The 13,314-nt window shown below is 59.4% G+C and carries 12 protein-coding genes and 1 pseudogene; 12 read left to right on the top strand and 1 reads right to left on the bottom strand.

Annotated elements, in window-relative coordinates:
• Positions 1–230: 230 nt before the first annotated feature.
• From IPF85_RS13930 to cphA, 6 genes are all read left to right on the top strand, one after another.
• Positions 231–401: a hypothetical protein gene (locus IPF85_RS13930; protein ID WP_343408685.1), complete on the top strand. Its 171-nt coding sequence runs from the start codon at positions 231–233 to the stop codon at positions 399–401.
• A gap of 276 nt (positions 402–677) precedes the next feature.
• Positions 678–1,256, top strand: a complete 579-nt coding sequence (locus IPF85_RS13925) for a hypothetical protein (RefSeq protein ID WP_343408684.1) — start codon at positions 678–680, stop codon at positions 1,254–1,256.
• 31 nt (positions 1,257–1,287) lie between these two features.
• The gene (locus IPF85_RS13920) at positions 1,288–1,845 is read left to right on the top strand and encodes a hypothetical protein (protein WP_343408683.1); all 558 of its coding nucleotides are present in this window, start codon (positions 1,288–1,290) and stop codon (positions 1,843–1,845) included.
• A 328-nt stretch (positions 1,846–2,173) separates the two neighbouring features.
• Entirely contained in the window at positions 2,174–2,500 is a 327-nt protein-coding gene (locus tag IPF85_RS13915) for a hypothetical protein (protein ID WP_343408682.1), read from the top strand.
• Between the two features lie 5 nt (positions 2,501–2,505).
• A complete protein-coding gene (locus IPF85_RS13910; RefSeq protein ID WP_343408681.1) occupies positions 2,506–3,024 on the top strand; it encodes a hypothetical protein in 519 nt (172 codons plus the stop codon).
• A gap of 906 nt (positions 3,025–3,930) precedes the next feature.
• Positions 3,931–6,798, top strand: a complete 2,868-nt coding sequence (gene cphA / locus IPF85_RS13905) for a cyanophycin synthetase (protein WP_343408680.1) — start codon at positions 3,931–3,933, stop codon at positions 6,796–6,798.
• Positions 6,799–7,720: 922 nt separating this feature from the next.
• Here the strand turns inward: cphA and IPF85_RS13900 are convergent.
• Positions 7,721–8,335 (bottom strand): annotated as a pseudogene (locus tag IPF85_RS13900) (N-6 DNA methylase); the annotation flags it as partial.
• A gap of 359 nt (positions 8,336–8,694) precedes the next feature.
• Between IPF85_RS13900 and IPF85_RS13895 the strand changes: the two are divergent.
• The 6 genes from IPF85_RS13895 to IPF85_RS13870 all read left to right on the top strand — a co-directional run bounded on the left by IPF85_RS13895 (position 8,695) and on the right by IPF85_RS13870 (position 13,313).
• A complete protein-coding gene (locus IPF85_RS13895; RefSeq protein ID WP_343408679.1) occupies positions 8,695–9,318 on the top strand; it encodes a DNA methyltransferase in 624 nt (207 codons plus the stop codon).
• Positions 9,297–10,076 carry a hypothetical protein gene (locus IPF85_RS13890; protein ID WP_343408678.1) on the top strand — a complete coding sequence of 260 codons (780 nt, stop codon included), beginning with the start codon at positions 9,297–9,299 and terminating at the stop codon, positions 10,074–10,076. The genes IPF85_RS13895 and IPF85_RS13890 overlap by 22 nt, the downstream gene beginning before the upstream one ends.
• A gap of 3 nt (positions 10,077–10,079) precedes the next feature.
• On the top strand, positions 10,080–10,877 hold the full coding sequence (locus tag IPF85_RS13885) for an endonuclease (RefSeq protein ID WP_343408677.1): 798 nt from the start codon (positions 10,080–10,082) through the stop codon (positions 10,875–10,877).
• Positions 10,878–11,024: 147 nt separating this feature from the next.
• A complete protein-coding gene (locus tag IPF85_RS13880) occupies positions 11,025–11,873 on the top strand; it encodes a cyclase family protein (protein ID WP_343408676.1) in 849 nt (282 codons plus the stop codon).
• Positions 11,874–11,879: 6 nt separating this feature from the next.
• On the top strand, positions 11,880–12,818 hold the full coding sequence (locus IPF85_RS13875) for a xanthine dehydrogenase family protein subunit M (RefSeq protein ID WP_343408675.1): 939 nt from the start codon (positions 11,880–11,882) through the stop codon (positions 12,816–12,818).
• A 21-nt stretch (positions 12,819–12,839) separates the two neighbouring features.
• A complete protein-coding gene (locus IPF85_RS13870) occupies positions 12,840–13,313 on the top strand; it encodes a (2Fe-2S)-binding protein (RefSeq protein ID WP_343408674.1) in 474 nt (157 codons plus the stop codon).
• The last annotated feature ends 1 nt before the right edge of the window (position 13,314 follow it).

The following is a 13,314-nucleotide window of genomic DNA, read 5'->3' as shown; positions in this document are numbered from 1 at the left end:
TTTTCCGCTGACTCCCATTGGCACAATGCTCAACAGCGATTTCCTGCCACGAATTTCACGCACGACACGCAGCACAATTTGTCAAGTTCGTGCTATTCGTGGCAAGAATCGGATGCCTGCTTGTCCGGGTGAGAACGCGAATTGGCGCAGCGTCGCCGTTCGCAGTAGAATCTATGCCGCGGCAGGCGCCCAAACGCCGACTTTTCCACACTCGTGACGTGGAGGGCGTAATGATTCAGATTCAAGACTTTGTCAAGGCCGGTCTTTTCCAGAACGAAGGGGGCACTATTCAAACCGCGCTGCGTTACCTGCTGAGAGCACGGGCTGACCTGCGCATCCGCATGGCGATCTACCAAGGTATGCACGGATCATGCCCCGCTGGCCCTGGATGTGCCGAATGAGATGGCAATTTCGCCGGGTACGGACTATGCACCCAACGATAAGTGGATCATATATATTGGGAGGTCACAAGGGGACGTATGCGCACATCGGGGTATCCGTTCTAGCCTACCCGGAGTCGATAATAATTCTCAGCGATGCTCACAGACTACTGCTGTGATACCTATAGAAGCCAGTTTCTGGACGCAGCTTGATCAAAAACTGGTCAATGGATCAGCAATTTACTCAACATTCTGGGCGAGTTGACTCCAGATAAGCGCATTCACTGCACAGATTGCGTGGTTGCTGAATACAAGCCGGTTGCTAGGCTGGCCTTTTATTCAGTGCTTGGACGCAATGAAAACGATTATCGAAATCTTGCAGCGGATGTTCGTAGCCGCTTGAACCAATCCCAAATTGATTTCAGATATCTTTCTTTTCTGCGTGAGTTGCCAACTGCCCCGAGAAAACTGATCGGGCCTGGGGGTGTCAGCGATCCGGATCTGTCACTTGTCGCCCTCGGCCTTCACCTTGCGGATCAAGGGGAATCCGTCTATATTCTGAGTAACGACAAGGATCTTGTCGACTTCTCGACATGGGCGCGTCGTGCGAAAGCTGAACTGCGCCAGCGGTGGGCGAATCCGTCGCTGCTACAGGGACTGCAGAGTCTTGCCTACCTGGAATGGGTTCACCAAAGTTGCAGCATTGCGACAGATGACATGTGGCAACTGCTCAAGTATTACATGAGAGAGCATGTCGCCAGGGAAGATCTAGGAAAACTAAAAGGAGAAGCGATTTTTCAGAGTTTGATGGATATCACCACAAGCCTCGTTGAGTCTGCTCAAATTAAGGCGCAAGCAAGGATCACCAACGTATGACCGAAGGATCTTTCTCAAGTCGATTCGTTCTTTGAGCGAACTTAAAGCCCTTGCATTGGTTGTCGCAGGCCATGATGCCATATTACGCCGCATCAACACTGAGCGGCTCATTGGGCTGCTCGCCGATGAATTCGTCGAAAGTCACCAGGCAGAGCGAGTACGTATCCTTCCCGATAACCGGCTGGCCGGTGAATCGGGCGCCGACTTCCTCTTGCAGATTGACGATTATGATGTGCGTCTTGAGTTGATTGACACCCCGGAAGGTAAGCCAGTCCTGGAGATTGAACAATTGCCCAGGCTGCTTGCCCTGCTGGAAGCAAATCCAAGTACATTGGCCGTGATTTTAGTCTGGACGACCGACGACCTGTTGGCTGTTACCGTTGACCGCATCCCACATTCGACGCCTTCTGAGCATCCACTGGAGTTGAATTTGCTTGTGAACGAGTGCGAACTCTGTCTACCGTCTGCGGATACTCGTAACGAACCAGGTGAGAGACTGGGACGTGAGTATAGACAAATCATCGGCGCCTGCCCCACAGCCGGGCGGTGTTCGTCGTTTGTTCGAGGTGGCCCTGGACGAGGCCATTGACCGGGAATGCGGCCGGTCATACAAGTTCACCGAACGACGCCAAGCTGCCAAGCAGTACAGATTATCTGTGGAGCGCCGGCTCGTCCTTCAAGTACTGGAAGACGCCTTGAGTGGTGCGGAGCCGACCGACCTCGTCGCTCGACTGGCTCATCCCATACGCCGAGGTGATATATGATCACAACGTTGGAAATGATCAATTGGCGTGCCTACACATCGCGCAAGATTGTGTTTGATTCCGGCATTACGTTCCTCATGGGTCCAAACGGCGCCGGGAAGACCTCGGATTCTGGAAGCAATCATCTATGCGCTGACTGGGGAACCGACTACCGTGAAAGAGCCCAGTAAATTTATGCGCGAGCCCGAGCAGCCAGCCCTTATCCGCTTATCTTTCACAGTAGGCGGTAAGGAGTTTCAGATCGAGAGAACTCAGTTGGCCAATAAAGCTGGAAGCGCCAAGCTGATTGACATCCAATCTGGGCACGTCCTGGCCAGCACACACGCCCTAGTTACCAAGTACGTCGAGCGACCGATGGGACTTTCGGCCGATTTCTTGCAGCGAATTGTCTATATGTCCGAAGGTGATGTATTCCGCTTCATGAACCAGGCGAGCCTGGCCGGGCCTTTGAGTCAGCAATTCGCAACGTCCTTGGCCTGACCCAGATGGATCAGTTTGTGGCCGCCATAACGCAAGCGGAGAAGGCAGTAGACGATAGAATCGCACCCATTCAGGAGTTGATAGCGGTCGTAGACAAGCCGGGAAATGATGGCGCGGATTTCGCTTCTCGCCTAGAAGCTCTGGATGCCCGACGCGACCAATTGTTGCAGCAATTGGCGGATCTGCGCTTGATACAGCAGCACGCCGCTCGTGAGCAGGAGGAGCAACAACACCTGCAACGGATGCGCTCGTGGCTGACGTATATCTCACAGACGGCCCAAAAACGCCCTCCCGGCTTAGATTTCTTTATGGAGCTCACAATACCTCAGATATCTTCCTATTATGAGGAGGTGGAGGGCGTTGCAGAAAATGACATCGGTGAGCTTCTAGCACATATTGACTGGGTGAGCGGCGCAATTGGCGCATGGGAGAATATAAGCTCTGGACTTGCGCATGATCTGGCGAAGATCTTTCCAAAGAGGCAACGGTGCCTTGTCCGGTCTGTGCCAAACCGATCACAATGAACGAGCGATCACAGATTGACCTAAGCAAGTCGATGTAGAAGCCGAACGCTTGCGAGGCCGCAAGGAGGAACTGAACGACAATCCGATGTGCTGTGGCAGAGAGTTACCGAGTTAAGAGAGGATCCCAAGAGCGTATCCGACATTTACGATGCACTTGTCCACGGTAGAATTCGGTCAATCTCCCCGGATACTACGCTGGAGCAGTTGATACCCTTGTTCCAGGAAGCCAAAGACGCAGCAGAATCCGTTGTATCGGTTGTGGACGCACGACTGAATGCAGCAAAAGAAGCACTGGCCCGCCTTGATAACGAACGAGCCGAGTATGCCGAAATAAACGGCAGATTAAAGGCACTTGGATTTAACACAGTCGCTGAAGCCAGACGAGCACTGATTGATCTGGAAATGCGGTCTCTCACGCTGCTATCCACGCAGCTGAGCCTCAGTGCAAGCAACTTTGCGCGATGCTGATTTGCAGCCCATCTATGCTCAAGTTTCCAAAGTATGGGCGGCATTTTCCGGCAAAGAGAACTGGCAGGTGAAATTGGACGAAAAAGGTATGCCACCCCCCCCAGCCGTGAGGGCCGGCCTTTTGATTTGAGCCAGTTCAGCGGTGGCGAAAGAGACCCCCCCCCGCTGTGCACACGATCCCCCAACATTTCCAGAGCGATTTCTTACTCGTTGACGAGCCGCTAGAACACCTGGACCCCATCAACCGACGATCCTTAGTTCGTTTCTTGATTGACGCATCCAAACGCGGCAGTTTCAAACAGGCGCTCGTTGCCACGTTTGAAGAGTCACTGCTGCGGAAATACATGTCCGAGGAAGGTGTGCATATCGTACACGTGTGAACCAGCTGGCTCAACTCGATCTCCGATCTCTGATCTACCAACCACAAGGACGGCGCCCATGAAGATTCTCGAACGCAAGGTCTACCGCGGACCGAACTACTACTCCTACCGGCCGGTCATCCGTCTGACACTCGACCTGGAAGAGCTGGAGGCTTACCCCACGAGCGAACTTCCCGGCTTCACGGCTGCGCTGCTGGCCCTGATCCCAACCCTGCACGAGCACGGCTGTTCCTACGGCACGCCCGGCGGCTTCGTGCGGCGCCTGGAGGAGGGGACCTGGCTGGGGCATGTGCTCGAACATGTCGCCATCGAGCTGCAGTGCCTGGCCGGCACGCCCGTCACCTTTGGCAAGACGCGCGGCGCGGGCGAAATCGGCGTCTACCACGTGGTCTACTCCTTCCAGCAGGAGGAGGTGGGCCTGGACGCGGGACGCCTGGCCGAGCGCGTGCTGCGCAGCCTGCTGCCGGCCGATCTGCCCAGCGCCCTGCCGGAGGCGGAGCGCGCCGCGTTCAACTTCACCCTGGAGCTGGAAGAACTGGCCGCGCTGACCGATCGCGTCGCGCTGGGACCATCCACCGGCAGCCTGGTCAAGGCGGCCGAGGAGCGCAACATTCCCTGGATTCGCCTGAACGAGGGCAGCCTGGTGCAGTTCGGGCACGGCCGGTATCAGAAGCGCATCCAGGCCACAGTGACGAGTGAAACGCGGCACATTGCCGTGGACATTGCGCAGGACAAGGAGCTGACCGCACGCCTGCTCGACGATATGGGCATTCCGGTGCCGCGGCAGCGCGTGGTGAACGAGGAGGGCGCCGCCGCCGAAGCCAGCCACGCCATCGGCTTCCCGGTGGTGGTCAAGCCGCTGGACGCCAGCCACGGCCGCGGCGTTTCGCTCAACCTGCAGAACGAAGCCGAGGTGCGCCTGGCGTTCCAGAAGGCGCAGGAGCATCGCAGCTACGTCATCGTCGAGAAGTTCATCCCCGGCCGTGACTACCGCGTGCTCGTCGTCAACGGCCATGTGGTGGCAGTGGCCGAGCGCGTGCCCGGTCACGTGGTGGGCGATGGCGAGCATACGGTGCAGGAGCTGATTGACATCGTCAACCGCGACCCGCGCCGCGGTGTGGGCCATGAAAAGGTGCTGACCCGCCTCTTGGTTGACCATCAGGCCCTGCGCTTGCTGGAGCAGGCCGGCCTGACGCTGGCAAGTGTGCTGGCGACCGGCCGCGTGCTCTATCTGCGCTCCACCGGCAACCTGAGCACCGGCGGCACCGCGATTGATCGCACCGATGAGATCTGCTATGAGAACAAGGAGATCGCCATCCGCGCCGCGCAGGTGGTGGGGCTGGACGTGGCCGGCATTGACTTCATCACGCCGGACATTGCGCATCCGATCAGCGAAGTGGGCGGCGGCATCGTCGAGGTCAACGCGGCGCCGGGCTTTCGCATGCACGTCGCGCCCAGCGAAGGGACGCCGCGTGACGTGGCCGGGCCGGTGATGGACATGCTCTTCCCGCCTGGCGCGGCCAGCCGCATCCCCATGGCCGCCATCACCGGCACCAACGGCAAAACCACCACCTCCCGCATGGTCGCGCACATCCTGAAGATGTCGGGCCATTACGTGGGCCTGACCACCACCGACGGTATTTACATTGACGGCGAGCGTTATCTGTCCGGCGACATGACCGGGCCCTGGTCGGCCCGCGTGGTGCTCAAACACCCGCTGGTGGACGCCGCGGTGCTGGAAACCGCGCGCGGCGGCATCCTGCGCGAAGGGTTGGGCTATGACAGGGTGGATGTGGGCGCGGTGCTCAACGTGGCCGGCGACCACCTGGGGCTGAAAGGGGTGGAAACCCTGGAAGACCTGGCGGCCGTCAAGGCGCTGGTGGTGGAGGTCGTCAGGGAGGGCGGTTACGCGGTGCTCAACGCTGATGACCCGCTGACTGTGGCGATGGCAGAGCGCAGCGAGGGCGAGCCGTTCTACTTCACGTTCGATCTGCGCAATCCGGTGGTGCAGGCGCATGTGCGCCGGGGCGGCCGCGCCATCGTGCTGGAAGAAGGGCTGAACGGCCAGATGCTGACCCTGTACGAACGCAACCAGCACATTCCGCTGCTCTGGTCGCACCTGATCCCGGCCACGCTGGAAGGGCGGGCGCGCTTCAATGTGGCCAATGCCCTGGCTGCGGCGGCGATTACGCGCGCGCTCGGCGTCAAGGTGGAGAACATTCGCCAGGGGCTGCGCACCTTCGACAGCAGTCATTTCCAGGTGCCAGGGCGTCTCAACGTCTACGATCATCACCCCTTCCGCGTGATCGTGGATTACGGGCACAACCCGCCGGCCGTGCAGGCCATGGCCGACCTGGTGCAGGCGCTGCCGCGTAAAGGCCGCGCGATTGGCGTGGTGGCCGCGCCGGGCGACCGCCGCGATGCGGATATTCAGGCCATTGGCGGGATTGCGGGGCGCACGTTCGATCTACTCTTCTGCCGGGAGGACTACAGTCACCGCGGCCGCGCGCCAGGCGAGGTGGCGGGCTTGGTTCACCGCGCCGCGGCCGCGGCCGGCCTGGCGGAGGAGCGGATCGTCGAGATTTGGGACGAGACGGAGGCCATCGCCGCGGCCCTGGCGACGGCGCAGACCGGGGATCTGCTCGTCATCTTTGCCGACGATGTGCAGGCCGCGTGGAAACAGGTGATCTACTGGGGCCAGGGCCGGCCCGAGTCGCCGGCGCCCACGGAAACGCCCGTTTTTGCTGAAAGTGCGCCGGGCGCTGCCTTCGCCAGCGACACCATCCTGGGTGAAGCGCCTGCGCCGGCCAGCCGCGTGCGGTCACTGCATGCGGCCGACAGCAGCGACCGCTTCCGCCTGCCGCCGGTGGAGCGCAGCAGCGCAGACGCAGCAGCCGGCATCCGCGGGGTGGGGCATGATGATTAGAGCCGGGATTGCGTGGGGGTTCAGCGGGACGGCGACACAGAAAAGCGCTTGCGTCATAGGTCACTGATTGCTCGAACAGCCGCATCTGCGACGGCAGACCAAATTCCGCAATGACGTGATCCGGGATTGACAATTTCTCCAGGGAACGAGGTTCCACCTTGATGGAGCCATCACCGTACGATTTACCAACGATGGCTAGATTGGCGATAGTGTCAGGATGGCTCAAGATCCCCCACAGCCGCTTCAGGTAATCAGGATCGTTGCTTTTGGGGTAGACGCACAAGAAACCGGTCAGCGGAATGACGCCGGCCGTGTTGCGAATGAAGCGAGAATGGCGACGCCCCAGGTAGGCAAAGAGGAAGGGGGGCGCGACGCGTGTTTCCATCCGATACCACGGCTTGCGTTGAGAGATCAAAGGCCGCTGTGGCAAACCGAGCGCTTCGCCAGTTTTCAAGTAATCTCTGACCGATTCAGGAAAGGTCTCTGGGGGTTGGCCGTTGAGCGTCAGAAGCAGCGTGGGGCGACCATGCGCACACAGAGACTCGATCGTCTCCTGAGTGATTTCGTTGGTAGGAACATCCCTGGTTCGTCCCACGGCCCTGACAAAATACTCACGCGGGATGCCCATCTTCTGTGCTTGTTCATCGGTCAAGAAGAAGAACTCGTTGGCGCCGGTGGCGACGCCGCGCACGATGTGTACGAAGTCTCCGAGTACATAACACCCGGTCTGGCTCGCAATAGGCGGACGCGAGAAACCTGTGGACAGTCCCTCCGCCAAACCGCGCTCAACTGCAAGCAGAGGTTCCTGGGAGTCGATTGGAAAACGAGAGCGCACCCACGCCCTGAGCAGGTCCGTCCGCGGCTCATAGCACTTCGCCCAGACAAACGTGGTTCCTGGCTCCGAGTTGCGAATGAAGAAGATGAGCGGATTGGTGTCCACCCGAGGAAACGGCGAGGCCTCGGAAGCAAACGTCACCACGGCATCCAGAGCATAGTGCGCACAGATCCAGCGCCATAAATTCTGGGCGAACTTACCCTCACAGGTGTCCGCTGGCATAATGAATGCCAGACGCCCCTCTTGTTCAAGCAATGTCAGGGCACGCATCAGAAAGTAGATGTGGAGACCCGCGCGCCCATCCAGGGTTTTGCCAATGGTTTGCAGGCTCAGGCGTTTGAGTCGTTCCTTGGTTTCGAGAGGAATGCGGTGATGGCGAATGTAGGGCGGATTTGCCACGATGGCGGAGAACTTCGCCTGGGGTGGCTGGAGGACAAAATCGCCAATGGTAACGAATGCCAGGTCGCTCTCAGTCAGGCCGTAATCAAGGGCCTGCGCTAACGCCGCTTGGTCAATGTCCATACCGCTCAGTGCGATACTGCGAAACCCTCGTTCATCGGCCACAGTCTTGGCTGCGCGAAAGAATGCACCTGCGCCAACCGCCGGATCGAACAGCATCGAACCTTGTTCAGCAAGTACATATTCGGCCATTGCCTCCGCTATCCAGTCAGGCGTCCAGAATTGGCCCTTTGTGCGAAGCATCTCCCTGGCCTCGCCTCCAGCAGGCAGCGCGTAATGGTCAATCTTCGGCATGTCTTCGTCTCCGCAACACCTGTAGTGCTTCTGCGCCACAGTATAGCACGCCCCGCCACGGCACACAAAGCGCAGCGCCCGTCCATCGCCAGTCGGCCGGCGCGTTGGCCCACTTTCATCAAATCGCGTATGCCCGACCATTAGGCCGAAACCATCTGACGAACAGTCTTCTCCCTCGAAAACTACAACAATCGTTTCGTCAAAAACGCGTGCTTATGCTATCATAACCTCATCTTCCGATCTCCAAGAGTCGGACGCAGGCTGCACTGGGCGGCTATCACCAGCACGAGTCAACACGAAGTGAGCCAATGACCACCCAACCATCGACCGCTCAGTTATCATTGCCCGGGCCGATGGCTGCGCACATAGAACCGGCGGCCGCGAATGGCGATCAACGGTCGAACGACAGAGCCAACCGTTTAGCAGTGGAGGATCGCGCCTTCCACGATTGGTATCGCTTCGTGCTCTCATTTCCACCTCATTTGGTGCGCCACTACCTGGATGATTTCAATGTCGGCCCTGAAGATCCCGTGCTCGACCCGTTCTGCGGCACCGGCACGACCGTCATCGAAGCTCGCCGTCGTCACCTGAGCGGCATTGGTCTGGAAGCTAACCCGTTTGCACACTTCGCCAGCAGCGTGAAGATCGGCTGGGAGCTTTCGCCTGACGAGTTGCTGTTAGCCGCACAAGAGATTGCGCACACGGCCTTAGGCATTTTGGCCGCCCAGGGCATCGGAGACAACGCCCCCTTTGCCACGCCTCACATGGACATACCGTTGCGACGGCTTGACCCCGAAGCAGAACGACTATTGCTTACTAATTCGATCAGCCCGCTCCCCTTGCACAAGACGTTGGTGCTCCTGGACTGCCTCAATCAGCACAGCACGCGCGTTATTTCAGGCACGGTCTGTTGGCGCTTGCAAGCGCCTTAGTTTTCAAGATTAGCAATCTTCATTTTGGGCCTGAAGTCGGCGTGGGTAAGCTCAAAAACGATGTTCCGGTCGTGAGCGCCTGGCTGGCTGAAATCGCCAATATGGTGAACGATCTACGTGTGGTCGCGGGTGAAGCCTATCCGCCGGCCGTCGTACACCTGGCAGACGCGCGCAACGCACGGGCCTTCCTGTGCCCGGCCTCGATTGCTGCCGTCATAACCTCGCCGCCATATCCCAACGAGAAAGATTACACACGGACGACCCGCCTGGAGTCGGTCATTCTTGGTTTTGTCAAAAACAGGGCCGAGCTAAGGTCATTGAAGAAGACGCTCCTGCGCTCCAACACGCGCGGCGTCTACGTGGCAGACAACGATGACGCCTGGGTCGATCAGCATCCAGAGATCGACCGTATTGCGAAGGCTATCGAAGCACGCCGCATCGAATTGGGCAAGAACTCCGGTTTCGAGCGGATGTACGCGAAGGTCACGCGCCTCTATTTTGGCGGCATGGCGCGGCATCTGGCGGATTTACGGCCTGTCTTGCGTCCGGGGGCTCAGTTAGCCTACGTGGTCGGCGACCAAGCATCGTACCTGCGGGTTATGATTCGCACCGGGCAGATCTTGGCGGATATCGCGCAGACCCTCGGCTATGAAGTGCAACGGATTGATCTGTTTCGCACTCGCTTTGCGACTGCGACCAGGGAGCAGTTGCGAGAAGAGGTCGTTGTACTACGCTGGAACGGCCCACAGGAGGGGTAAACTATGACGCAGTCGGCAAACCGTTACTCCCAGTTGATAGAAGCCATCTTTCTGGCCCGCTATCAGGAGGGAGCGAACGAGGTAACCTTTGAACGATCGGACATCGCCATTACTGCCGAACGACTCGGAATCCAGTTGCCCAAGAACCTGGGCGACATATTGTACACCTTTCGCTATCGTAATGCGTTGCCGGAATCCATTACGGAAAAGGCGCCACCGGGGTCTGAATGGATCATCAGACCGGCGGGACGTGCGCGTTACACGATTGCCCTCACGGCGAGCGCCGCCATTCAGCCATCCGCCATACTCGTCGAAACGAAAATTCTCGATGCTACGCCTGGCGTCATCGCTCGCTATGCGCTGAATGACGAGCAGTCGCTGCTGGCGCGCCTGCGCTACAACCGCTTGATTGATATCTTTACCGGACTCACTTGCTATTCATTGCAGAACCATCTACGGACTACCGTAAGGGGACTTGGACAGGTTGAGACGGACGAGGTCTATGTCGGTATCGATAAGCGCGGCGTCCATTATGTTTTGCCGGTGCAGGCCAAAGGTGGAAGGGACAAAATCGGCGTCGTCCAGATAGAGCAAGACATGGCCGTGTGTGAAATCAAGTTCCCTGGGCTGATCTGTAGACCGATCGCAACTCAATTCATGGACGCCAACTTGATTGCGTTGTTTGAGCTTGAGAGAACTGAGACGGGAATCGGTGTCTCAGCCGAAAAGCACTATCGCTTGGTGAATACCCAGGACCTGACCGTGGCCGAGTTGCAGGCCTATCAACGACGTTCTGCGTAAAGATGAACCGTATAGCCGGTTTTCTGACCTGCGTCATATTGCCTGTTACTCGAATGACGCTATAATCCTCCCATCCCGCTCATGGCTGCCAGAAGACTCCCCTGGCGTTGATGTCAGGGTCATTTTTTCTCTTGGAGGTCCGAAACGATGAAGTTTGTTGATCTCTCGATTCCCCTCGGTGTAGGCACGCCGGCCTGGCCGACCTACGAACCACTGCAAATCAAGTATTTCAAGCGCCTGGCGCCCAACGGCGCCAACGGCCAGATCATCACCCATTCTAATCACCTCGGCACGCACCTCGATGGCGAAATTCACTTCTACACCCCAGGCAAGGACATCGCCAGCCTCACTCTCGATTTTCTGACCGGCCCCGCGGCCATCGTTGATCTGTCCGATGTCTGCGGCGACTATGACATCTACACCTCGAAGATGGTGGAGGATCGGGTGGATGTGCATGAGGGCGATATTCTGATCATTCACACCGGCTATCACCGCTACGGATGGGATCAGCCGCGCGCGGACGAAATCCGCTACATGGTCAAGCACCCCGGCCCCGATCGCGAGTTCGCCGAATGGTGCAAGGCCAAGAAGCTCAAATGGCTGGCGGTGGACTGCGGCAGCGCGGATCACCCCATGAACACCATCATCCGCCAGTGGATGCCGCGCCAGGCCGCTGAGGCCGAGACGCATTTCCAGCGCAAGTACGGCCAGGGCCTGGCCGGCGTCTTCACCGACGACAAGTACCAACTGATGCACATCGAGATGTTCCCCTACGGCATCATCCATGCCGAATGCCTGGGCGGCGACATTGACCTGCTGCTCAACCAGCGCGTCGACGTGGGCTGCTTCCCCTGGCGCTTCGTGGACGGCGAATCGTGCATCGCGCGCATCGTGGCTTACGTGGACGATGAACGCTACGCCGAGCTGATGGCGAAAAAGGCGTCCCAGGCGCTGACCAAACACGGCGACTGCATCTGCCAGCGTCCCCAGCTCTAGGCGTGAATGGCCGGCAACCGCTGCCGCAAACGGGCTACCCCGGCCGGCGCGCCTGTCATGGTCGAGGTGACATTCATGGAACCATTCGAGTATATCAAACCATCCTCCCCGGCCGAGGCCAGCGCCATTCTGGCGGCCGAGGGCAGCGCCGCGCGCATCTTGCAGGGCGGCACCGATCTCATCATCCGCATGCGCGGCGATTTCATCCATCCCAAGATCGTGGTGGACCTCAAGGGCCTGCCCGGTATGCGGGACGTGGCGTTCAACCCCGATGATGGCCTGATCCTGGGCGCGGCCGTGACGATGAACGAGGTTGCGACCCATCCTGCGATCCTGGCCCATTACCGGATGTTGGCCGACGCCTGCGAAACGGTCGGCTCGTATCAGTTACGCAACCGCGCCACCATCGGCGGCAACGTGTGCAACGCCAGCCCGGCCGGCGACAGCATCCCGGCGCTGCTCTGTTATGACGCAACCGCCGTCATCTACAACCCGGCCGGCGAACGCCGCCTGCCGCTCTTCGACTTCTTCAGAGGGCCTGGCAAGACTGACCTGAAGCCGGGTGAATTCCTGCAGGCGCTGGAACTGCCCGCGTCGCCCGCTGGCGCGGTTGGCATTTACAACAAACTGGGGCGCACCAAAGTGGGCGACATCGCCGTCATCGGCGTCGGCGTCCTGGGCTGGCCGCAGCGCAGCAACCCATCGGGCAGCGCCTGGCGCATCGCGTTGGCCTCGGTTGGTCCCACACCGCTGCTGGCGCCGACCGCCGAAGCGCTGCTCGCCCAGGAGACGGATGATCTGGCCGTGGACGCTGCGGCCGCCGCGGTGATGAACGCCTGCCGTCCGATTGATGATGTGCGCGCCAGCGGGGCCTATCGCCAGGCCATGGTGCGCGTTCTGGCCCGCCGCGCCATCGAGGCCGTGCTGGCCCACCTCCCCTTTTAGGGCTACCAAACGAGGGATTTTATGGCATATCTTGTAAATTTCACGGTCAACGGCGAGCGTTATTCCCTGGACGTTCCACCCTATTACACCCTCTTGCGCCTGCTGCGCGATCGCCTGGTGTTGACCGGCACCAAGAACGGCTGCTCGGCCGGGGAATGCGGCGCCTGCACCGTGCTCATGGACGGCGTACCGGTCAACTCCTGCCTGGTGCTGGCGCCCGAAATTGACGGCCACGACATCGTGACGGTGGAAGGGCTGGCCCATGACGCGCAGCTCGACCCGGTGCAGGAGACGATGATCGAGTCGGGCGGGACGCAGTGCGGCTTTTGCACACCGGGCATTCTGATTGCCGCGCGCGCGCTGCTCGATCGCAATCCGCACCCGACGGACCATGAAATCCGCATGGCGTTGGTGGGCAACCTGTGCCGCTGCACGGGCTACTCGCGCATCGTGGTCGCCGTGCAAGCCGCGGCGCAGCGCGGTCAGGTGGCCTGAG

The organism is Candidatus Amarolinea dominans, from assembly GCF_016704685.1.
Classification (GTDB): domain Bacteria; phylum Chloroflexota; class Anaerolineae; order SSC4; family Amarolineaceae; genus Amarolinea; species Amarolinea dominans.
This window is presented reverse-complemented; position numbering and strand designations above follow the sequence as displayed.

Excerpts from the sequence above, each read along its gene's own strand:
- IPF85_RS13875 (WP_343408675.1), top strand. The coding sequence starts at position 11,880 with ATGGCCGGCAACCGCTGCCGCAAACGGGCTACCCCGGCCGGCGCGCCT.
- IPF85_RS13870 (WP_343408674.1), top strand. The coding sequence starts at position 12,840 with ATGGCATATCTTGTAAATTTCACGGTCAACGGCGAGCGTTATTCCCTG.
- IPF85_RS13880 (WP_343408676.1), top strand. The coding sequence starts at position 11,025 with ATGAAGTTTGTTGATCTCTCGATTCCCCTCGGTGTAGGCACGCCGGCC.
- IPF85_RS13895 (WP_343408679.1), top strand. The coding sequence starts at position 8,695 with ATGACCACCCAACCATCGACCGCTCAGTTATCATTGCCCGGGCCGATG.
- cphA (WP_343408680.1), top strand. The coding sequence starts at position 3,931 with ATGAAGATTCTCGAACGCAAGGTCTACCGCGGACCGAACTACTACTCC.
- IPF85_RS13930 (WP_343408685.1), top strand. The coding sequence starts at position 231 with ATGATTCAGATTCAAGACTTTGTCAAGGCCGGTCTTTTCCAGAACGAA.
- IPF85_RS13885 (WP_343408677.1), top strand. The coding sequence starts at position 10,080 with ATGACGCAGTCGGCAAACCGTTACTCCCAGTTGATAGAAGCCATCTTT.
- IPF85_RS13910 (WP_343408681.1), top strand. The coding sequence starts at position 2,506 with ATGGATCAGTTTGTGGCCGCCATAACGCAAGCGGAGAAGGCAGTAGAC.